15 protein-coding genes are annotated in these 20,693 nt (G+C 70.0%); 8 read left to right on the forward strand and 7 right to left on the reverse strand.

Annotated features, from left to right (window positions below):
* Nucleotides 1-147 precede the first annotated feature (147 nt).
* The 3 genes from Sspor_RS05810 to Sspor_RS05820 form a co-directional block, all read right to left on the reverse strand.
* Nucleotides 148-963: a hypothetical protein gene (locus Sspor_RS05810; RefSeq protein ID WP_202198090.1), complete on the reverse strand. Its 816-nt coding sequence runs from the start codon at nucleotides 961-963 to the stop codon at nucleotides 148-150.
* Nucleotides 964-1,030: 67 nt separating this feature from the next.
* Nucleotides 1,031-2,593 (reverse strand): SDR family NAD(P)-dependent oxidoreductase, encoded by a 1,563-nt coding sequence (locus tag Sspor_RS05815; RefSeq protein ID WP_202198091.1) that lies wholly within the window; start codon nucleotides 2,591-2,593, stop codon nucleotides 1,031-1,033.
* Nucleotides 2,594-2,663: 70 nt separating this feature from the next.
* A complete protein-coding gene (locus tag Sspor_RS05820) occupies nucleotides 2,664-3,164 on the reverse strand; it encodes a hypothetical protein (protein WP_202198092.1) in 501 nt (166 codons plus the stop codon).
* A gap of 464 nt (nucleotides 3,165-3,628) precedes the next feature.
* Between Sspor_RS05820 and ybiA the strand changes: the two genes are divergently transcribed.
* Both ybiA and Sspor_RS05830 read left to right on the forward strand, forming a co-directional pair.
* Nucleotides 3,629-4,120 carry a riboflavin biosynthesis intermediates N-glycosidase gene (ybiA, locus tag Sspor_RS05825; protein ID WP_202198093.1) on the forward strand — a complete coding sequence of 164 codons (492 nt, stop codon included), beginning with the start codon at nucleotides 3,629-3,631 and terminating at the stop codon, nucleotides 4,118-4,120.
* Nucleotides 4,121-4,327: 207 nt separating this feature from the next.
* The gene (locus tag Sspor_RS05830; protein ID WP_202198094.1) at nucleotides 4,328-5,545 is read left to right on the forward strand and encodes an MFS transporter; all 1,218 of its coding nucleotides are present in this window, start codon (nucleotides 4,328-4,330) and stop codon (nucleotides 5,543-5,545) included.
* A 163-nt stretch (nucleotides 5,546-5,708) separates the two neighbouring features.
* Here the strand turns inward: Sspor_RS05830 and Sspor_RS05835 are convergent, their stop codons facing one another.
* Nucleotides 5,709-7,541, reverse strand: a complete 1,833-nt coding sequence (locus Sspor_RS05835) for a glycoside hydrolase family 15 protein (RefSeq protein ID WP_202198095.1) — start codon at nucleotides 7,539-7,541, stop codon at nucleotides 5,709-5,711.
* Between the two features lie 295 nt (nucleotides 7,542-7,836).
* Here Sspor_RS05835 and Sspor_RS05840 point away from each other — a divergent pair, with 295 nt between their 5' ends.
* Complete coding sequence (locus Sspor_RS05840) at nucleotides 7,837-8,418, forward strand: DUF2231 domain-containing protein (protein ID WP_202198096.1); 582 nt, start codon at nucleotides 7,837-7,839, stop codon at nucleotides 8,416-8,418.
* Between the two features lie 191 nt (nucleotides 8,419-8,609).
* Here the strand turns inward: Sspor_RS05840 and Sspor_RS05845 are convergent, their stop codons facing one another.
* Nucleotides 8,610-9,611 carry a magnesium and cobalt transport protein CorA gene (locus Sspor_RS05845; RefSeq protein WP_202198097.1) on the reverse strand — a complete coding sequence of 334 codons (1,002 nt, stop codon included), beginning with the start codon at nucleotides 9,609-9,611 and terminating at the stop codon, nucleotides 8,610-8,612.
* Nucleotides 9,612-10,236: 625 nt separating this feature from the next.
* Between Sspor_RS05845 and Sspor_RS05850 the strand changes: the two genes are divergently transcribed.
* Both Sspor_RS05850 and lysA read left to right on the forward strand, forming a co-directional pair.
* Nucleotides 10,237-10,608, forward strand: a complete 372-nt coding sequence (locus tag Sspor_RS05850; protein ID WP_202198098.1) for an SAV_915 family protein — start codon at nucleotides 10,237-10,239, stop codon at nucleotides 10,606-10,608.
* 13 nt (nucleotides 10,609-10,621) lie between these two features.
* On the forward strand, nucleotides 10,622-11,956 hold the full coding sequence (gene lysA / locus Sspor_RS05855) for a diaminopimelate decarboxylase (RefSeq protein ID WP_202198099.1): 1,335 nt from the start codon (nucleotides 10,622-10,624) through the stop codon (nucleotides 11,954-11,956).
* A 17-nt stretch (nucleotides 11,957-11,973) separates the two neighbouring features.
* Here lysA and Sspor_RS05860 read toward each other — a convergent pair whose 3' ends face one another.
* Both Sspor_RS05860 and Sspor_RS05865 read right to left on the reverse strand, forming a co-directional pair.
* Nucleotides 11,974-13,911 (reverse strand): APC family permease, encoded by a 1,938-nt coding sequence (locus Sspor_RS05860; RefSeq protein ID WP_202198100.1) that lies wholly within the window; start codon nucleotides 13,909-13,911, stop codon nucleotides 11,974-11,976.
* A 279-nt stretch (nucleotides 13,912-14,190) separates the two neighbouring features.
* Nucleotides 14,191-16,098: an APC family permease gene (locus tag Sspor_RS05865; RefSeq protein WP_202198101.1), complete on the reverse strand. Its 1,908-nt coding sequence runs from the start codon at nucleotides 16,096-16,098 to the stop codon at nucleotides 14,191-14,193.
* Between the two features lie 709 nt (nucleotides 16,099-16,807).
* Here Sspor_RS05865 and kdpF point away from each other — a divergent pair.
* Genes kdpF through kdpB form a run of 3 tightly spaced genes read left to right on the forward strand, consistent with a single transcriptional unit; the run spans nucleotide 16,808 to nucleotide 20,672 of the window.
* A complete protein-coding gene (gene kdpF / locus Sspor_RS05870) occupies nucleotides 16,808-16,897 on the forward strand; it encodes a K(+)-transporting ATPase subunit F (RefSeq protein WP_037860493.1) in 90 nt (29 codons plus the stop codon).
* An 8-nt stretch (nucleotides 16,898-16,905) separates the two neighbouring features.
* Nucleotides 16,906-18,570: a potassium-transporting ATPase subunit KdpA gene (kdpA, locus tag Sspor_RS05875; protein WP_202198102.1), complete on the forward strand. Its 1,665-nt coding sequence runs from the start codon at nucleotides 16,906-16,908 to the stop codon at nucleotides 18,568-18,570.
* Nucleotides 18,567-20,672, forward strand: a complete 2,106-nt coding sequence (kdpB, locus tag Sspor_RS05880; protein ID WP_202198103.1) for a potassium-transporting ATPase subunit KdpB — start codon at nucleotides 18,567-18,569, stop codon at nucleotides 20,670-20,672. The genes kdpA and kdpB overlap by 4 nt, the downstream gene beginning before the upstream one ends.
* Nucleotides 20,673-20,693: the final 21 nt, after the last annotated feature.

The raw sequence follows: 20,693 nt of genomic DNA on the forward strand, positions 1-20,693 counted from the left end.
ATCGTTCTGTGCGCGGCTCCCCCGCGCCGTACCTGACTTTACGAAGTATTGACCCGAAGTCCAGAGCGATGCCCCCAGCTCCGACGCGTACAGGCCAACGGCCAGGCCTGGACACCGCACCGCGCTTTCCTGGGCCGGTCGGCGGAATCAGTGGGCCCAGGGCAGTCGTACGGCCTCGGTCTCCGGGTCGCCGAGGAGGGCTTCGACGAGTGGGGCCGGGCCGGCGAGCTTGGTGGCCCACAAGTCGTAGTCCGTGCACAGGATCCAGGACCGGTCATGGGCCCAGAAGTTGGATGGAGTCCACCACTCTTCGTCGGGGTGGTCGTACAGGGCCTTGGCGTCCCCGAGACGGCCGGCCCGCACGTGCAGGTGGTCGAAGTCCTCGGCTCCCTGGCCCAGTGGCGTGTAGTAGGCGAGACAGGGGGTGTCCGCGCCCTGAGGGCTCCACTCGGTGAGGATCCCGATCAGCCGGTTCCAGTCCGCACGGGCCAGGGTGCCCTCGGACGGGCCGGTGATGCCGAGCGGCCAGCCGCCCCGATCGCGGAGCGAGGCGAAGGACGTGTAGCAGGGCAGGCGGCCCTCGGCGGCCACGGGATCTCCGGTCCGGCGGGCGAGCTCCGCCCAGCGTAGACGGCGCCAGCGCGGCCCCGGGTGCTCGCCTCTGGACGGCGCGAAGGTGTCCGGGAGGTCGGTGAACACCTCCGCGGGGTCGAGGCCCGGGATGATCTCCAGGCCGCCGCTCTTGCTGTTCAGGAACGCCCGCCGGTACTCGACGTACGGCATGTCGAAGGGCCCGAGTTCGTGCTCGTACATGGAGTGGAGCACCCAGGCCGCGTCGGGCATCGCCGGGGGCATGAACCCGGTGAGCCCGTCGTCGCCGGCCAGTTCCCGCAGCCCGTCGGTCTCGGCGGACGCGACCAGCGGCCAGCAGGCGGCCGCCTGAGCCGCGGAGGTCTCGTCCATCGGTTCAGCATAGGGGCCCGGAGTCTGCCGCCGTTCAGGCGGCGGTTCGCCGCCGCCCCCGGGCAGGTCACCAGGCAACGTCCCGGTAGTCCTTGAGCAGCACGCCGTGGATGGGGCTGCCTGCCTGTCCCTGGACGATGGGGTGGTAGATGCGCGCAGCGCCGTCGATGACGTCCAGGGGCGGACGCCACCCGGTGGCGGCATGCCGCTCCCGGGCGGGCAGCGGCTTCTCGTCGGTGACCCAGCCCGTGTCCACGCTGCAGGTGTGGATGCCCCGGGCCGCCAGGTCCGCCGCACTGGTGCGGGTGAGCATGTTCAGTGCGGCCTTGGCCATGTTCGTGTGCGGGTGGCCGCTGGTCTTGTTGCGGACATCGAACTGGCCCTCGACGGCCGAGACATTGATCAGGTAGCGGCGGGCATGCGGGGACGCCTCCAGCAGGGGCAGCAGGCGGTCGGCGAGCAGGAACGGCGCCACGGCGTTGACCAGCTGGACTTCGAGGAGCTCGGCCGGTTCGACCTGGCCGAGCCGCAGGGTCCAGGAGTTGCTGGAGCCCGTCTCCTGCAGGAGCCCTGCCTCGTCGGTGCGCTCCTGCAGGTCCGAGGCCGGGGCCGGAGTCGGAGCCGGTTCCGTGGTCGGCTCCGTGGTCGGCGCGAGGGCTCCTTCGGCCCCGCGGCGGACGCCGGCCAGGGCGCCGGAGACCCGGGCGCGTGAGGCGAGTTCTGCCGTCAGAGGGAGTGCCGCGGTATGTGATCCGGGAACGGCGAATCCGGGGGCGGTCCAGATCTCCGGGGCGGTGGCGGGCTGGGCCGTCGCGACGGCGGCGGCCTCAGCCGCTGCCAGCGCACGGTACGCCCGGGGAGACCGGTGCAGTGTCTGGGCCGCGTTGTTGACCAGGATGTCCAGAGGTGCGGCCTCGTCGAGCAGGTGGTCGGTGAGGGCGAGTACCTGTCTCGGGTCGCGCAGGTCCAGCGCGGCTATCCGCAGTCGGTGCCACCAGTCGGCCGCACCCGGCGCCGCGGCGAAGCGGTTCGCCGCGTCCTGCGGGAAGCGGGTCGTGACGGTGAGTTCCGCTCCGTCACGCAACAGCATGAGGGCCACATGGAAGCCGATCTTGACCCGCCCACCGGTCAGCAGCGCCCGCCGGCCGGTGAGATCGGTCCGGGCGGTGCGCCGGGCGAGGTTCTCGTCGGCGCAGCCCGGGCACAGCTGGCCGTAGAAGTGGTGGACCAGCCGGTAGTGGTTCTTGCAGACGTAGCAGCGTTGCGGACGGTTGAGCAGTCTGGGTGGCTCGTCGCCGTCCGGTACGCGACCCGGCGTCCGGCGGGTCACTCCGCCGGGACCGCTGTGCCCTTGGACGTACTCGTGCACGGACAGGCCCGCCCGGTGCCGGGTGTCGGCCGACAGTGCCGTATCCATGATCCGGTCGGGCGCTCGGGTCACCGTGTCGGCCAGCAACTCGGCGTCGGCGGCGGCCCGGACGGCTCGTCTCGCGGCACGCCGACGACGCCGCCCGTCCCGGACGAGGTCACTGGCGGCCTGTTCCAGCAGGCGGCGCCGCTCGTCCTCCAGCGACAGGTGGCGCGCCTGCTCCAGCAGGTCCAGGCAGGCCTGTATCGGCTCGTTCTCCATGGGATACCCCTCCGTGTGGTGTGTCGTCGGCGGCTGCGCCGTGAGCGCCGTGAGCATCAGTGGATGCGCGTCAGGACCGGAGTGCCGACAGGGCGTCGAGGGCAGCGCGGAGCGACTGCTCGTACTGAGGGCGGGAAAAGGCCAGGATGCCGAGGGAGTCGTGGTTCCAGTCCCGGGAATTGTTGCGGAAGCCCGACCACGTCACGGTGGTGTCCGTGACCGTGATGTGCGCCGTCAGCGCCCAGCAGTCGTCAATTCCGCACGTGCACGACAACAGCAGCGTTTCTCCCCGCTCTGCGCCGTGCGGCACACGGTCGGGTTCGCCGCCGAGCAGGTTCCGGGCGGACAGGAGCGCCGGATATGCGTACGCGCCTGCGAGCAGCGGAACAGGGTCGGGCGCGAACTCGGCGGCTCGCTCCTGCTGTTCTGCGAACGCGTCGGGAAGCTCCGCCCTGCGTACCAGTTCCAGGAACGGAATCCCATCCACCAGGAATTCCACCGCAGAGGGCGTCTCGCCCCGGCCCTGACCCCCGCCGGATTGGGGAGCCACACGAAACTCGATCGAATGCATGGCGGTCACATTAGCCGGTGATCGATCCGGCATGCGGAGCGCTCGGCAGCCGTCGCCACCTGCGGCAGGGCATCGAATCGTCCCGGATCCGGAGGACGAGGCAGCAGGGGGAGAACAGGTCATGCGGGCTGCCCGCCGAAGCAGGACGAACCCAACCGGTCCAGACTGGGAATGGTCCACGACTCGCGCTGTGCACTCTTCGCCGAACGAGCCATCACGGCCTCTTGGCAGGAACAGGGATGGAGCCTGGATCCTGATCGCTCACGGTATCGCGACGCCCCTCTCGTCGTGCGCCATTTTCTCATGACGCACACGGAGCCGATTCAGGACACGGCGGGGCTGGACGTGCGGTTCCGGATATCACGGATCGGCCGCACCAGCGTGGTGGGCCGGGCGGTAAGTCGGTTGCGACCGCAGGCCGGCTCCTGACACGGTGCGGTTCCCGCCCCTGCCACGAGGTTCGTATGCCGATCTACTTCTATGGCGCCGAGGAAGTTCCCTACGGCTGCTTCTCCAACTTCTCCGCACATGGCGTGGACCTCGACGGATACTGGTGGCCGACCACGGAACACTATTTCCAGGCACAGAAGTTCACCGGCACCCGCCACGCCGAGCTCATCCGCCGGGCCGGCACCCCGCTGCGCGCCGCGGAGCTGGGCCGCGACCCGTCGAAGCCGATGCGGCGGGACTGGGAACGGGTGAAGGACGACGTGATGCGCCGCGCCGTGGCGGCCAAGTTCCGTACGCACACCGACATCGGCGCGATCCTGCTCGCCACGGGAGACGCAGAGATCGTCGAGGACACGACGTCCGATCACTACTGGGGACGCGGCCGGACGGGGACCGGAAAGAACATGCTCGGCCGGATCCTGATGCGTACGCGCAGTCGGATCCGTGCCGAACGCGGCGAAGCAGGTGACGGGCGCGCTCCCCGGGGACGCGTCAGCTGGCCGTGAGGGGAAGGTTTCCTGTCGCCGCTCTGGCAGCGGCAGCCCTCTTGGGAGAAATGAGCTCCACCTTTGCGTTCTTCCCCGCCTCGTACACCCCTGACACTGGTTTGGGGCTGATCGTTGGTGTCGGGAATCCGCCAGAGGATGGTGCCCGTTCCTGCTGGACTGGTGGTCGCACTCTGCATGTGATGTCCGCGGCTCAGGACGGGATTCATGTCTGCAACAACCACCGCTTCTGCCCAATCTCCCGCACCGCCGGATCGCTCGGCTTCGGCTTCCTGGCTGGCTGTGATTGCGGTGATGCTGGGGATCTTTTCGATCGTCACCGCTGAGATTCTGCCGATCGGCCTGCTGACCTCGATCGGATCGAGTTTCACCGTCTCGGACGGAATGGCCGGTCTCACGATGACCATGCCAGGATTCCTGGCCGCGGTTTCAGCCCCCTTGGTCACGGTGGCCACGGGGCGTATCGACCGGCGGGTCATGCTGGGGGTGTTCATCCTCGTGCTGGCGCTGGCCAATTTCCTGGCCGCCACAGCGCCGGACTACTGGCTGGTCCTGGTCTCCCGCGTCATGGTGGGGGTCACCATCGGCGGCTTCTGGTCGATCGGAGCCGGGCTCGCCCGCCAGTTGGTGCCTGCCGAATCCGTAGGCCGCGCGACCTCGGTGATCTTCTCCGCGGTACCGCTCGGCTCCGTACTCGGGGTACCGCTGGGCACCCTCATCGGTGACATCGCGGGCTGGCGGACGGCGTTCCTCGTCATGGGCGGCTTCACGCTGGCCGTCCTCGCCCTGCTGCTCCTGGTCGTCCCGCCGCTCCCCTCCGACCAGACGACGCGCCTCGACGTCCTCGGCGGCATGCTCCGGAGCGTCAACACCCGCTTCGCCCTGGTGATGACCTTCCTCGTCGTGCTCGCTCACTTCGGCACGTACACGTACGTCACCCCCTTCCTGGAGCAGGTGACCCAGGTGAGCTCGGCCCTCATCACGGTCTATCTGCTCGTCTACGGAGCAGCCGGAATCGCCGGCAACTTCCTCGGCGGATCAGCGGTGGGGCGCTACCCGCGGGCGACCTTCGCCGCGGCCGCCGCGTTGATCGCCGGTGCGACCCTGCTCCTCCCGGTCCTCGGCCGGTCGGACGTGGGAGCGGTGGCACTGCTGATCGTCTGGGGCGTCGCCTACGGAGCCGTGCCGGTCTGCTCGCAGACCTGGTTCGCCAAGGCTTCGCCCGACTCCCCCGAGGCGTCCTCCGTCCTCTTCACCGCCTCCTTCCAGGCCACCATCTCCATCGGAGCCCTGGTCGGAGGGGCCGTCCTCGACCACTCCTCGCCCTCGACGGTCATGGTGCTGGGCGGACTGGCAGCCGTCCTGATGGTGCTGGTGGCCTGGGCCCACTGGGCGGGGAGGTTCCCCTGGCCCAAGGCTTCGTAGCCACACCGGGTCAGGTGCAGCCATCCTGCTCGGGACGTGCCCACAGCGTTTGCCTTTCGTCCGGTCGCGCCGCCTCACCGGGCTCTCCGTGCCGCAGGCGAGCATCGTGAGCCTGCGTCCGGCCCGTACCTGCGGCACGGCTCCGTAGGCGCCGGCCCGGGACTCAGCCGAGGGCGCGGTCGAGGTTGAAGGCGGCGCTGATGAGCGAGAGGTGGGTGAACGCCTGCGGGAAGTTGCCTAGTTGTTCGCCGCTCCGGCCGATCTCCTCCGCGTAGAGGCCGAGGTGGTTGCCGTAGGTGAGCATCTTCTCGAAGGCCAGGCGGGCATCCTCCAGGCGTCCGGCACGCGTGAGCGCCTCGACGTACCAGAAGGAGCAGATCGAGAACGTGCCCTCGGCGCCGCGCAGGCCGTCCGGGCTGGCCTCCGGGTCGTAGCGGTAGACCAGCGAGTCGGAGACCAGATCCGTGGTGAGCGCATCCAGGGTCGAGAGCCACTTCGGGTCGGTGGGCGAGATGAACTTGGCCATCGGCATCATCAGCACGGACGCGTCGAGTACGTCGTCCCCCAGCCCTTGGACGAACGCGCCGCGCTTCGCCGACCAGCCGTCGCGCATGATCTGCCGGTAGATCGCGTCCCGGCTCCGCTGCCAGCGCGGAAGATCGGCGGGCAGGCCCCGCCGGTTGGCCATCCGGATGGCCCGTTCGATCGCCACCCAGCACATCAGCCGCGAGTAGACGAAGTTCCGCCGGCCGCCCCGGGTCTCCCAGACGCCCTCGTCGGGCTGGTCCCAGTGGTCGCAGAGCCAGTCCACCACCGCGCCGACCTCGTCCCAGTGATCACTGCTGATGGGCTGCCCCCACTTGTCGTAGAGGTAGACCGAATCGATCAGCGCGCCGTAGATGTCCAACTGGAGCTGCTTGGTGGCGGCGTTCCCGACCCGCACCGGAGCGGATCCCAGGTGCCCTTCGAGGTGGAGCGGCTCGGATTCGGGCAGTTCGGTGCGCCCGTCGATGCCGTACATGATCTGCAGTGGACCGGTGGGGCCGACGCCCCGCATGATGCCCCGGTCGGAGAGGAAGCCCATGAACGCCTCGGCCTCCGTCGTGAAGCCCAGGCGGAGCATGGCGTAGATGGCGAAGGCCGCGTCGCGGACCCACACGTACCGGTAGTCCCAGTTGCGCTCACCGCCGACCCGTTCGGGCAGGCTGGTCGTCGGTGCGGCCACGATCGCACCGGTCGGCACATAGGTGAGCAGCTTGAGCAGCAACGCGGAGCGGTGCACCATCTCCCGCCACCGGCCGCGATAGCGCGAGCGGCCCAGCCAGTGGCGCCAGAACCGGACCGTCGCCTCGAACTGCTCCTCCGCCTCGGCGTGCGGACAGGCCTGCGGGCGGACGTCATCGCTGATCTTGTCGAGGGCGAAGACGACGGACTCGCCTTCGAGGAGCTTGAAGTGCGACCCCACGTCGGTCCCGTCGCTTTCGAGCGGCACGGTGGAGGTCAGCGCCAGTGAGATCGACGGGGCTTCGAAGACGGCTTCGTGGACCTGCGTGCGTACGGTGTGCGCTTCGGCGCCGTAGCCGAAGCGCGGGGCCACCCGTGTCCTGAAGGGGAGGGTTCCCCGCACGCATATCACCCGGCGGATCAGCCGGTGCCGTGACGCCTCGCGCGACTCGTCGACGACCGGCATGAAGTCCTGGATCTCCGCCACCCCGTCGGCCGCGTAGAACCGTGTGATCAGGACGTTGGTGTCGGGGAAGTAGAACTGCCGGGTACGCGCCGGCACCTCGGCGGCCAGCTCCCACGATCCGCCTTTGTCGGCGTCGAGGATGGACGCGAAGACACTCGGTGCGTCGAAGCGCGGGCAGCAGTACCAGTCGATCGTTCCGTCGGTCCCGACGAGCGCGGCGGTGCGGAGATCACCGATCAGGCCGTGCTCGGAAATCGGCAGATAGCGTGCACCGTCCACTCCCCCGGATCCGGTGCCGAACTCCATGCCGGCCTCCCTACCGTCTCGCCGTGAGCAGGTGCGGGAATGAAGAAGACTGTGTGTTTCATGGTAGAACGCCTCGCGGTGCGACACGATGTGGCGCCACGACCACACAAGGTGGTGACGTCCGCCTTCGTCCGGAACGAGGATGGTCCACCGCGACGATCCGATCGAGCAGCGCGGCGACGCCCGCGCCGGGTCCGGCGCTCCGACGGCCGACTGCCCTGTCGAGAGGCTGGTCGTTCGGGTGCCAGTGGGGTCCGGGGCGGGATCGCGGTGTGGGACCGGGTAGGCGTCGAGTATGAACGCACACACCCCCGACGCCTCGGCCGTGACCGGGCGGACCGCAGTACTCGACACCGCCTCGACCCGGTGGCTGACCGCGCTGGACCGGCTCGAACGGACCTCGGTGGCCGATCCGGCGATCAGAGTGCTCCAGCGGGGCATCCGCGCGCTCCCCCTGGGCGGACTGCGTGATCTGCTGCGCGGCAGGCCGCTCGGGCACCCCCTGCATCCCGTACTGGTGCAGGTGCCGATCGGATGCTGGCTCTCGTCCGCCGTGCTGGACGTCGTACCCGGTACGCAGCGGGCGAGCACGACCCTCACCGCCGTCGGACTGGCCGGGATCGCCCCGGCAGCGGTGGCCGGCTGGGTGGACTGGGCGGACCTGCCCCCCGAACAGGCCCGGGTCGGCCTGGCCCACGCGGCCTCGAACGCGGCCGCGGTGGCCTGTTACGCCGTGTCCCTGACGTCGCGGCTGCGCGGCCGCCCGGCGAAGGGCCGGCTCTGGTCCCTCGGCGGGCTGGCCGCCGTCGCCGTCACCGGCGCCCTTGGCGGGCACATGGCCTACCGCCGGGCGGTCGGAGGGTACCCGGCAGCATGAGCGGCACGGGCCGGCTCCCCTCCCCCGGGCTCGGCCTTCGTTTCACGAGCCGGACTGCGTGGCGGCGTGGTCCGGATGGCCGTGAGTGCGGCGGATCGTACCGTCGACCTGTCGATGAGCCGGGTCGGCTCACAGGTCGTCACCCGCGGCATCATCGCCCCGACCATCCGTCTCGGCCGATCGCGCGGGATTCACTGCGCGGAGGATGTCGGGGCGTTCCGGCCGACGGGGCTCGCTTCCGGCAACGGCGGTGTCGGCCGGTTCCGGCGCCGGCGCAGCCAGACGTACAGCAGCAGGCACGGAAGGAGCACCCCGAGGAGGGTGAGGGTGAGGAACGCCGTGAAGCTGCTGATGTGGGTGACCAGCCAGGCGAAGTTCTGCCCGAAGAAGCCGACCACGAAGGACAGCGGGAGGAACACGCTCGCGAGGATCGTGAGCCGTTCCATCGTGGCGCTCTGCCGAAGGTTGATCTTGTTCTGCTCCACGGAGATCACCGCGATGTTCGCTTCCAGGACGGTGGTCAGGAGGTCGCGCTGGGCGGCGACCTCCTCGTTGACGAGCAGCAGGTGATCGTGCACGTCACGCATGTACGGCTGGAGCGCGGGCGGCGTCCTGCCGGGCTGCAGTCTCCTGGTGAGGACGGCGAGCAGCGGGTGTACGGCCCGGTAGAAGTCGGTGGCCTCGCGGCGCAGGGAGTAGATCCGTTCGGTCGGGGCGACGGCCCCGGAGAACACCGTGGCCTCGATCTGCTCGATGTCGCGCTCGAGCTCGCCGACGACCGGCGCGTAGCTGTCGACGACCTGGTCGAGGATCGCCCACAGCGTGGAGGAGCTGCCGGTCTTGAGCAGTTCGGGGCGGCTCTCCAGTCGGCTGCGGGCTTCGTGGAGCTCGCTCGCGATGCCCTGGCGGACGGTGATCACGAAGTGGTCGGCGAGGAAGACGCTGATCTCGCCGGTGTCGATCTCCTCGCGCTCGTCGTCGTAGCGGGCCGTGCGCAGGATGATCAGTTCTGTGCCGTCCTCGTACTGCTCGGCCTTCGGCCGCAGGTGGAAGGCTGCGGCGTCCTCGACGGCGAGCTCGTGCAGTCCGAAGATCTCGCGGACCCGGTCCAGTTCCCCGGGAGACGGTTCGAAGACGCCCAGCCAGACGAATCCGCCTTGCCGGCAGCGCGCGGCCGCCTGCTCCAGAGGCATGGCGCCCTCGTCCTGTCGACGCCCATCGCGGTAATGTGCGCAGTCGACGATCATGGCCTTCCTCCTCGCGGCCGACCGATGTGCGCCGCCTCGTGCCCGCCGGGGCGTGGCGCGCCGTTATGGCCCCACAGCAATAGATGCTCCTCCGACTCGGCAGAGATGTCCTCGCAGCCGTCCGGGGTGACCGCCCTCCGGGGTCGATTTCGCTGGTCACGAAGGCATGGGCGGACGAGGCGGCGCCACACCGCGCGGGATCCCGAGCTCGCCGCCCGGCGGCTGCCAGGCCAGGACGACCCACAGCTCCGCATCACGCACAAGGGCCGCCGCGGCGGCCTTGTGCAAGACGGCCGGGCTCCCCGGGGTGCCCGTAGCACCGATCACGACTTTTCGTACGGCCTCTTCCCTCTCCTCTCACGCGGATGTCCACAGCCGATACGGAACCCTGATGCCGCCCCGGTCGGGGGGCCGTCAGCGATCCGTATGGACTTGACCCGCCGCCGTAAAGGTCCCGTCATGGGGTGGCCGCACGTGCGTGCGGGCGGGGATAGCTTCGTCGTCGTGCCCTGGACCGCCTCCCCGCGTCCGGGGCCTCAACCGTCACTCGTGGTTCCTCTGGGAGGGCCTCATGTGTTTGTTCCAGTACGAAGACGACCCGGAGCCTGAAGAACGCGTCCCGGCCGGGCCCCTGTACGTACCGGTCCTGCCGGGAAGGGCGGAGGTGGTGGTACGCCTGTTCCGCACCCCGCTGGGCGCGCGTACCGCTGTGGGCTTCACCAGTGCCGAACGGCTGGCCGCGACGCTCGGCGCAGGCCAGCGGTGGATCCGGCTCTCCGAGTCCGCGCTCCGCGCGATGACCGAACCGGTCGGAGCATCGCTGCTGACCGTCGACCCGGCCCTCACCGCACCTGCGGTGACGGGGACGGCCACCGCGGCGGCTACGGGGGCGGTCACCACTCCGGTCCCGCAGGCTCCCGGGACCATTGCCCGGACCGTCTGAAGGGAACCGCACCATGTCCATCGCCTCCCTCCACGAGGTTCCGGCCCGTGCCGGTGAACTGTCCGTGTGGCCCGCCTCCGCGACCCTGCTTCCGCACGGTGACGTGGCCGTCGGCGGGGTGTCCCTCACGGAGATCGCCGACCGGTTCGACACTCCGGCCTACGTTCTGGACGAGAGTGAGGTCCGCGAGCGGTGCCGCACCTACCGCACGGCCCTCCCCGAGGCCCACGTCCTGTACGCCGCCAAGGCCTTCCTCTCCCGCGCGATCGTGCGCTGGGTGGAGGAGGAAGGACTGGGCCTGGACGTCTGCTCCGCCGGGGAGCTGGAGCTCGCCGTCACCGCCGGGTTCCCGCCCGAGCGGATCGTGCTGCACGGCAACGCCAAGTCGCCCCGCGACCTGGAGGCGGCGCTGCGGCTCGGCGTGGGGCGGATCGTCATCGACGGGCCGTCCGAGATCGCCCGGATCGCGGCCGCCGTCGGGCCGGAGGGGCACCAGAAGGTGATGGTGCGGGTGGTGCCGGGCGTCTCGGCCGGGGGCCACGAGAAGATCCGTACCGGTACGGAGGACCAGAAGTTCGGCCTCTCACTCACCGACGGCTCGGCGCAGGACGCCATCGCGCGCATACTCGGACAGCCTCAGCTCGAACTGACCGGCCTGCACTGCCACATCGGCTCCCAGATCACCGAGGTGGAGCCGTACCTCGTCGCCCTGCGCCGCATGGTCGGGCTGATGGCCCTCATCCGCGACACGCACGGCATCGACCTGCCCGAGCTGGACATGGGCGGCGGCCACGGCATCGCCTACCGGCCCGGCGAGTCCGCCCTCGACCTCACCGCCCTCGCCCGCGGCCTGCGCACCGAGCTCGGCGAAGGCTGCGCCGCCGCGGGCCTGGCCGTGCCCCGGCTCCTCGTCGAACCGGGGCGTGCGGTCGCCGGGCCGGCCGGGGTCGCCCTGTACCGCGTGCTCGCGGTCAAGCACACCGGCGAGAAGGTGTTCGTCGCCGTGGACGGCGGGATGAGCGACAATCCGCGGCCCGCCCTGTACGGGGTGCGCTACGCGCCCCGCCTGATCGGTCGGCACTCCACCGCCGACGCCTGCACGGCCACGGTCGTCGGCCGGCACTGCGAGGCCGGGGACGTTCTCGCGGCCGATGTGGAGCTGCCGGGCGACGTCCACCCCGGTGACCTGATCGCCGTACCCGTGGCGGGCGCGTACCAGCTGTCCATGGCGTCCGGTTACAACATGGTGGGGCGTCCCCCGGTGGTCGCCGTCCACGAGGGCACGTCGCGGGTGCTGGTCCGGCGCGAGACGCTGGAGGACTTCCGCAGCCGGGACATCGGCAGCTAGGGGGCCCGCCGGGCGGCTCAGCCGGCGTGGACGTGGGGGCGGCGGGACCGGTCCGGTTCGGCTTCCCGGATGACCTCGCGGGTGACGGGGGCGACCTCGCCCTGGCCGAAGAGGAAGAAGCGGAGGAAGTTGGCCATCGGGTTGCCCTCGGTCCACTCGAAGTAGATGTGCGGGCGCTGGCCGGTCTCATCGCGTACGTGGAGCAGGAGCGCGGCCAGGGCGTTGGGGATGCTGGAGCTCTCCAGGGTCAGGACGCGGTAGCGGTCGTGCAGCACTTCGCCGCGTACGCGCATGCCGGACTCGAACTCGGACGCGTCCAGGACGGTGACCTCGACGAACATCACGTCGTCCCCGGCGGGGATGTCGTTGTCCGCGCGGATCTGTTCCTTCTTCTGCCGGTACTCCTCGCGGTCCCGGTTGTCGGGCTCGTTCGCGATGAAACGGATCGTGCGGTTGGCGGTGTCGCGGATGAACCGCTGGGCCATGTCGTCGAACTCCACGTGCGTGACGCGCAGCTCGAAGACGCGGGCCAGACGGGAGAGGAGGGAGAGGGCCATGATGCCGGCGATGAAGCAGGCGCCGATCTTCACGCCGTCGGGACGTTCCACGATGTTGATGGCGGTCGTGTAGATGAAGACGGCGGAGATGATGCCGAAGCCGATGGTCCAGCCGCGCTCCCCCGCCCGGCGGGCGGCGATGGTCACGGCGACCGCCGCCGAGGTGATGAGAACGAGGACACCGGTGGCGTACGCGCCGCCCTGCGCGTCCACGTCGGCGTTGAAGATCCAGGTCACCAGGAACGCGACCAGGGTGAACACGATGACCATGGGGCGCAGGGCGCGGGCCCAGTGCGGGGCCATGCCGTACCGGGGCAGGTAGCGCGGCATCAGGTTCAGCAGGCCCGCCATCGCGGAGGCGCCCGCGAACCAGAGGATCAGGATCGTGGAGATGTCGTAGACCGTGCCGAAGGCGGAGCCGAGGTACTCGTGGGCGAGGTAGGCGAGGGCGCGGCCGTTGGCTTCGCCGCCCGGCTCGAACTGGGCGGCCGGGATCAGCAGGGTCGTGATCAGGCTGGAGCAGATCAGGAAGATGCTCATGATCACGGCCGCTGTGGTCAGCAGCTTCTTCGCACCGCGGATCCGGCCCGCGGGCTTCGCATCGGTGTCGTCCGGATCGCCCTTGACGTGAGGCATGACGGCCACGCCGGTCTCGAAGCCCGACAGGCCGAGCGCGAGCTTCGGGAACACGACGAGTGCGATGGCGATCATCATGAAGGGGTTGCCGTGCTCGGCGGTGAGCGCGGTCGTCCAGTCGGTGATGACCTGCGGCTGCGTGAACACGTTCCACAGCCCGACGGCCACGACGACGACGTTCAGGCTGAGATAGGTGGCCACCAGGACCACGGCGACGCCGATGGCCTCGCTGAACCCCTTCAGGAACACCCCGCCCAGAAGCGCGATCAGGATCAGGGTGATCACTACTTCGTGGCCGTGCAGGGTGCTGGTGAGGTGCGGGTTCTCGACCATGTGCGCGGTCGCGTCCGCCGCGGAGAGGGTGATCGTGATGAGGAAGTCGGTCGCCGCGAACCCGAGCAGGGTCAGGACGAACAGCTTCCCCTTCCAGAAGGTCAGCAGCCGCTCCAGCATGGCGATGGAGCCTTCGCCGTGCGGGCTCTCCTCCGCGACCCGCCGGTAGACGGGCAGCGCGCCGAAGAGGGTCAGCAGCACGAGCACGATGGTCGCCAGCGGCGACAGCAGACCGGCCGCGAGGAAGGCGATGCCGGGCTGGTAGCCGAGGGTGGAGAAGTAGTCGAGACCCGTCAGGCACATGACGCGCCACCACGGCCGGCCGTGGGGCTGGGCCGCCGCCTCCTTGGCGGCGGGCGAACTGTTCTCGGCGGTCAAGCCTTCCAGCATCCACGCGCGCAGGCGTGACGTGCGGGCAGGGGTGGCCATCGTGGGGTGCTCCTGTCGTACGCAAAGAATCAGCCATCGACACCGACGACTGAGCAAGCGTACGCAGACTGATCACTCATGCACGCGAGCGAGCAAACCCTGACGCGTCCTTAACGCAAACAGGGCCACCTGTGGCGTAGCGGACGTACTTCCCTCGCACCCGGAAACCCGGCGGCGGCGGGATGAGCGGCGATACTCACCCGATGGACTCCGGGTGGCCGCTCGTCCGGCGCCGCCATCGCCCCGTCCAGCCGGACTCGGCCGGCGGGGTCGGCGTGGTCAGTGCGTCGCGCCCGTCCCGGGGACCGGCGGCTCGGCCTCCGCCATGATGCGGAAGCGGAGGCGGCAGATGACGGCGTCGGTGTCGCGCCGGACCGCGTGGGCGACGACGGAACCGCGCTGGTTCTGGAGCAGCCGCTGCCAGAGGCGGGCGGGTTCGGTTTCCGGGATGAGGACGGTGATCTGGGCGTCCGGGTGGGTCTGCGCGAGCCTGCGGACGTACGCCGATACGGGGCGGCCCAGCGAGCGTGTCTCCGGGGAGAGTTCGGTCAGCTCGACGCCCGGCTTCCACGACTCCCAGTCGCGGCGCAGGGCTTCGGCCGCCCGCCGGTCCTCCGCCGTGGGGTGGGTGACGGTGACGGCGAGGACCTCGTCGCCGAGGGAGCGGGCGGCGGTGAGGGCCTGGCAGGTCAGGCGGGACAGACCGGAGACGGGGACGACGACGAGCGAGTGGGACCGGTTCGGCGGCTGCGGGACGCGGCCCAGCTCCAGCCGCTCACCGATCTCGGCGTAGGCACGGTGAATCTTCTCGAAGGCGAGGACGATCAGCGGCAGGGCGAGGACGATCAGCCAGGCGCCCTCGGTGAACTTGGTGGCGGTGACGACCACCGCGCAGACGCCGGTCAGCAGCGCGCCGAAGCCGTTGAGGGCGGCCTTGGTCCGCCGGCCCCCGGGGCGCTCGCCGTACCAGTGCCGGACCATGCCGACCTGGCAGATGGTGAAGCCGACGAAGACGCCGATCGCGAAGAGCGGAACGAGGGTGTTGGTGTCCCCGCCGGAGAAGACGAGCAGGGCGGCGGAGACGAGCGCCAGCCAGACCACGCCGTGGCGGTGGACCTGCCGGTCGGCCTTGAGGGCGAACACGTGCGGCAGGTGGTTGTCCCGGGCCAGCAGGCTCAACAGCACCGGAAGACCGCCGAAGGAGGTGTTCGCGGCGAGCGCCAGCAGCACCATGGTGGCGAACTGGACGACGTAGAACGCCGCGTTGTGCCCGAAGGAGGCGTCGGCGAGCTGGGCGAGGACGGTGACGCCCTCGACCGGCTGGAGGTGGAATCGGCCGATGAGGACGGACAGGCCGATCAGCATGGCGCCGAGCAGGGCGCCGAGCGCGACCTCGGTGCGCTGGGCGCGGCGGGCGGCCGGGGCGCGGAAGGAGGGTACGGCGTTGGCGACGGCCTCGACGCCCGTCAGCGCCGAGCAGCCGGCGGCGAACGCCTTCAGCAGCAGGAGTGCCCCGACCGCGGTGGCACCCTCCCCGAGGGCGGAGTCGTGCCCCGCCGCGGAGGCGGTGCTGACCGGACCGTCGCGGAAGAGACCGACGGCGATCATCGCCAGGATCGACCCGACGAAGAGCGCGGTCGGGACCAGGAAGGCCTTGGCGGAATCGACGACCCCCCGCAGGTTCACCGCGGTGACCAGGACCAGGACCCCGAGGCAGATCCAGACCCGCTCACCGTGCAGGCCCGGGAAGGCCGAGGTCAGGGCGGCCACGCCGGCCGTGACGGAGACGGCCACGTTGAGGACGTAGTCGAGGATCAGCGACGCGGCCGCGACCAGGCTGGTCCGCCGTCCCAGGTGCCGCTTGGCCACGGCGTAGGACCCGCCGCCGTCGGGAAACGCGGCGATCACCTGCCGGTACGAGGCCACGAGCACGGCCAGGAGCGCGGCGATGGCGAGGGTGACCGGGAGGGTGAACCCCATGCCGTACGCGCCCGCGGCGGCCAGGACCAGCACGATCGACTCGGGCCCGTACGCCACGGACGCCATCGCGTCGAGCGACAGCGCGGCCAGGCCTTGGAGAGCGGTCAGCCTGTGGCGGTCCCCGGCTCCGGTGGCGCTGGCGTCCGGGGGCTCCTCAAGGCCCGGTTCCTGGGCGAGCGCGGTCGGTTTTCCTACGTGTACGGCCATGTCGCCGGTCCCTCCGAATGAGCAAAGTGAGGACAGCGTCGGAGCCGCGCGGGGCGGCGAACAGCGCCCTTGGCGCATTCCATACGTCCGGCCCGCCCCTCTTCTCGCATTCCATACGTGCGGGTGGGACCGGCGTCAGCGGTCCGTCAAGAGGCGGCGCCCCGCGGTGCGCCGGCGCTGCGACGGGGCAGGCTTGACCACGAACGGCTCGTCCGGACGGGAGGCCTCACGTGTCCGGCTACTGGTTCCGGCTCCGCGCCCCCCTCGCAGGCGTCGCGGCCCTCGTGCCCCCCTTCGTCGCCGCGCTGGCGCTCGTGCCCTTCCGTACGGATCTTTCGGCGACGAACGAGGCGCTGATCATGGTCGTCGTGGTGGTCGCGGTCGCCGCCCTGGGTACGCGGGCGGCCGGGCGCGCTGGCCGCGCAGGCCGGGACCGCCCTGGACACGGCGGGCCTGCCTCACCAGGTCTGATGCCCTGCGGGCGGCCTGCACCGTCAGGGTGGCGTTAAGGCTTCCCGCGCCCTCGTATGGACCCCGTCAAAGTGTCTTAACACCCGGGTGGAGACGCGGTTGTCTCGTCATCGGCCATCTGGCTGATTCATTTCTTCCACTTCACTCAGGAGCTCGCGATGGCCGATCTGGCCTTCGTCGTCACCACGGTCGCGGTGTTCGCGCTGGTGGCTCTCATCGCCCGGGGGGTGACCAAGCTGTGACGGTCGAAAACGTCGTCGGCCTCGTCGTGGCCGTCTCCCTGCTCGGTTACCTCGTCCTCGCCCTTGTGTACCCGGAGAGGTTCTGAGCACTGCTATGAGCCCCGTAACCGCTGGTGTGCTCCAGCTGCTCGCGCTGATCGCCGCGCTGGCTCTGGCGTACCGTCCCCTGGGCGACTACATGGCCCGGGTCTACTCCTCCGAGAAGCACCACAAGCCGGAGAAGTGGATCTACAAGGCCATCGGCGCCAACCCGTCGGCCGAAATGCGCTGGCCCGCCTATCTGCGTGCCGTCCTCGCCTTCTCCGCCGTCAGCGTCCTCTTCCTCTACCTGATGCAGCGCGTGCAGGGCATCCTGCCCGGTTCGCTCGGCTTCTCCTCGATCGACCCGGACCAGGCATTCAACACCGCCGCGTCGTTCGTGGCGAACACCAACTGGCAGTCGTACTCCGGCGAGCAGGCCATGGGCCACGTCGTGCAGACCGGCGGCCTCGCGGTCCAGAACTTCGTCTCCGCCGCTGTCGGCATGGCCGTCGCCGTGGCCCTCGTACGGGGCTTCGCGCGCTCCCGCACCGGCGAACTCGGCAACTTCTGGGCGGACCTGGTGCGCGGCACCGTCCGCATCCTGCTGCCGATCTCCGTCGTGGGCGCACTGGTCCTCGTCGCCTGCGGCGCCATCCAGAACTTCGCCGGCATCCACGAGGTCGGGCAGTTCCTGGGTGGCACGCAGCAGTGGAACGGCGGCGCGGTGGCCTCGCAGGAGGTCATCAAGGAGCTGGGCACGAACGGGGGCGGCTACTTCAACGCCAACTCGGCCCACCCCTTCGAGAACCCCACCCCCTTCTCCAACCTGTTCGAGGTCTTCCTGATCCTGGTCATCCCCTTCGCGATGACCCGTACGTTCGGCCGCTTGGTCGGCAACCTGCGCCAGGGCTACGCGATTCTCGCCACCATGGGCGTCATCTGGGTCGGCTTCACCGCTCTGATGATGTGGACCGAGTTCGCCCACCACGGCCCGGCCTTCGAGGTCACGGGCGGGGCGATGGAGGGCAAGGAGACCCGCTTCGGCGTCGGTGCCTCCGCGATCTTCTCGGTCGCGACGACGCTCACCTCGACGGGCGCGGTCAACTCCTTCCACTCCTCCTACACCGGTCTCGGGGGCGGCATCCAGCTGCTGGGCATGCAGCTCGGCGAGATCGCGCCCGGCGGTGTCGGCTCCGGCCTCTACGGCATGCTGATCATGGCGATCATCGCGGTGTTCATCGCCGGCCTCATGGTCGGCCGCACCCCCGAGTACCTCGGCAAGAAGATCAGCACCCGCGAGATCAAGCTCGCCGCCTGCTACATCCTCATCACCCCCGCCCTGGTGCTCTGCTTCACCGCGGCCGCCATGGGCCTGCCCACCCCGGGCGACTCCATGACGAACTCCGGCGCGCACGGCTTCTCCGAGATCCTCTACGCCTACACCTCGGGTGCCAACAACAACGGCTCCGCCTTCGCCGGCCTGAACGCCGACACTCAGTGGTTCAACAGCACCATCGGCATCGCCATGCTGCTCGGCCGCTTCCTGCCCATGGTGTTCGTCCTGGCTCTGGCCGGTTCGCTCGCCGAGCAGAAGCCCGTCCCCGAGACCGCGGGCACCCTCCGCACCGACAAGCCGCTCTACGCGGGCCTGCTCGTCGGCACCATCCTCATCATCACCGGTCTGACCTACTTCCCGGCCCTGGCGCTGGGTCCGCTCGCCGAAGGGCTCGCATCATGAGCACCGCCACACCGACCCGTGCTCCGCACGACGACCTGCCGACCGGCCACAAGCCGCCCGCCGGCCGCGTCGGTGGGGGGCTGTTCGACCCCACGGCACTGCTGAACTCGTTCCCGGACGCGGTCCGCAAGCTCGACCCCCGGATCATGATCAAGTCCCCGGTCATGTTCGTCGTCCTGATCGGCTCGGTCGTCACGACCGTCCTGGCGATCGCGGATCCGACGAACTGGTTCGGCTGGGCGATCACCGCCTGGCTGTGGCTGACCACGATCTTCGCCAACCTCGCGGAGGCCGTGGCCGAGGGCCGCGGCAAGGCCCAGGCCGACACCCTGCGCAAGGCCAAGACCGACTCCGTCGCCCGCCGCCTGGCCCAGGACGGTACGCGCGAGGAGCAGGTCCCCGGTACCGATCTCAGGATCGGCGACCTGGTGGTCTGCGAGGCCGGCGACATCATCCCCGGCGACGGTGACGTCGTCGAAGGGGTCGCGTCCGTGGACGAATCCGCCATCACCGGCGAGTCCGCCCCGGTCATCCGCGAGTCGGGCGGCGACCGCAGTGCGGTCACCGGCGGTACCAAGGTGCTCTCCGACCGGATCGTCGTCAAGATCACGACCAAGCCGGGCGAGACCTTCATCGACCGCATGATCGCGCTCGTCGAGGGCGCGGCCCGGCAGAAGACGCCCAACGAGATCGCGCTGAACATCCTTCTCGCGTCCCTCACCATCGTCTTCCTGCTGGCCGTCGTGACCCTGCAGCCGTTCGCGATCTACGCGGACGCCAAGCAGTCGATGATCGTCCTCACCGCACTGCTGGTCTGCCTGATCCCCACCACCATCGGCGCGCTCCTCTCCGCGATCGGGATCGCCGGCATGGACCGCCTCGTGCAGCGCAACGTCCTGGCGATGTCCGGCCGGGCCGTCGAGGCCGCCGGCGACGTGTCCACGCTCCTGCTCGACAAGACCGGCACCATCACCCTCGGCAACCGCCAGGCATCGGAGTTCGTCCCCGTCAGGGGAACGACGGAGGCCGAACTCGCCGACGCCGCACAGCTCTCGTCCCTCGCCGACGAGACCCCCGAGGGCCGCTCGATCGTGGTCCTCGCGAAGGAGAAGTACGGCCTGCGCGAACGCCACCAGGGCGAGCTCGCCCAGGCCGAGTGGATCGCGTTCACCGCCCAGACCCGTATGTCGGGTGTGGACGTGGACGGCCGCAAGACCCGCAAGGGCGCGGCCGGTTCGGTCATCACCTGGGTGAAGGAGCGGGGCGGCCGGGTCTCCGACGACGCCGACCTCCTCGCCAACCGCATCTCCGAGGCCGGCGGCACCCCGCTCCTGGTGGCGGTGGAGGACGAGAACGGCGCCCGCGTCCTCGGCGTCATCCACCTCAAGGACGTCGTCAAGGACGGCATGCGCGAGCGGTTCGACGAACTGCGCCGCATGGGCATCAAGACCGTCATGATCACGGGTGACAACCCGCTGACCGCCAAGGCGATCGCGCAGGAGGCGGGTGTCGACGACTTCCTCGCCGAGGCCACCCCCGAGGACAAGATGGCCCTCATCAAGCGGGAGCAGGCGGGCGGCAAGCTCGTCGCGATGACGGGCGACGGTACGAACGACGCCCCGGCCCTCGCACAGGCCGACGTCGGCGTGGCGATGAACACGGGCACCTCGGCCGCCAAGGAGGCCGGGAACATGGTGGACCTGGACTCCAACCCCACCAAGCTCATCGAGATCGTGGAGATCGGCAAGCAGCTGCTGATCACGCGTGGCGCCCTCACCACGTTCTCCATCGCCAACGACGTGGCGAAGTACTTCGCGATCATCCCGGCCATGTTCGCCGTGGTCTACCCGGGCCTCGACAAGCTCAACATCATGGGCCTGTCCTCGCCGAACTCCGCGATCCTCTCGGCCGTCGTCTTCAACGCGCTGATCATCATCGCGCTGGTCCCGCTCGCCCTCAAGGGCGTCCAGTACCGGCCGACCAGCGCCGACAAGATGCTCCGCCGGAACCTCGGGATCTACGGACTCGGCGGCCTGATCGCCCCGTTCATCGGCATCAAGATCATCGACATGCTCATCTCCCTCATCCCCGGGCTCGCCTGAGTTAGGAACGTGCTGATCCGC

It is taken from the genome of Streptomyces spororaveus (genome assembly GCF_016755875.1).
Classification (GTDB): Bacteria; Actinomycetota; Actinomycetes; order Streptomycetales; family Streptomycetaceae; genus Streptomyces; species Streptomyces spororaveus.

Bases quoted from the DNA above. Each gene is read 5' to 3' on its own strand.
- Sspor_RS05830 (WP_202198094.1), top strand. From the start codon at position 4,328: ATGTCTGCAACAACCACCGCTTCTGCCCAATCTCCCGCACCGCCGGAT.
- Sspor_RS05850 (WP_202198098.1), top strand. From the start codon at position 10,237: ATGTGTTTGTTCCAGTACGAAGACGACCCGGAGCCTGAAGAACGCGTC.
- Sspor_RS05820 (WP_202198092.1), bottom strand. From the start codon at position 3,164: ATGCATTCGATCGAGTTTCGTGTGGCTCCCCAATCCGGCGGGGGTCAG.
- Sspor_RS05860 (WP_202198100.1), bottom strand. From the start codon at position 13,911: ATGGCCACCCCTGCCCGCACGTCACGCCTGCGCGCGTGGATGCTGGAA.
- Sspor_RS05810 (WP_202198090.1), bottom strand. From the start codon at position 963: ATGGACGAGACCTCCGCGGCTCAGGCGGCCGCCTGCTGGCCGCTGGTC.
- kdpA (WP_202198102.1), top strand. From the start codon at position 16,906: ATGAGCCCCGTAACCGCTGGTGTGCTCCAGCTGCTCGCGCTGATCGCC.
- lysA (WP_202198099.1), top strand. From the start codon at position 10,622: ATGTCCATCGCCTCCCTCCACGAGGTTCCGGCCCGTGCCGGTGAACTG.
- ybiA (WP_202198093.1), top strand. From the start codon at position 3,629: ATGCCGATCTACTTCTATGGCGCCGAGGAAGTTCCCTACGGCTGCTTC.
- Sspor_RS05815 (WP_202198091.1), bottom strand. From the start codon at position 2,593: ATGGAGAACGAGCCGATACAGGCCTGCCTGGACCTGCTGGAGCAGGCG.
- kdpB (WP_202198103.1), top strand. From the start codon at position 18,567: ATGAGCACCGCCACACCGACCCGTGCTCCGCACGACGACCTGCCGACC.
- Sspor_RS05865 (WP_202198101.1), bottom strand. From the start codon at position 16,098: ATGGCCGTACACGTAGGAAAACCGACCGCGCTCGCCCAGGAACCGGGC.
- Sspor_RS05845 (WP_202198097.1), bottom strand. From the start codon at position 9,611: ATGCCTCTGGAGCAGGCGGCCGCGCGCTGCCGGCAAGGCGGATTCGTC.
- Sspor_RS05840 (WP_202198096.1), top strand. From the start codon at position 7,837: ATGAACGCACACACCCCCGACGCCTCGGCCGTGACCGGGCGGACCGCA.
- Sspor_RS05835 (WP_202198095.1), bottom strand. From the start codon at position 7,541: ATGGAGTTCGGCACCGGATCCGGGGGAGTGGACGGTGCACGCTATCTG.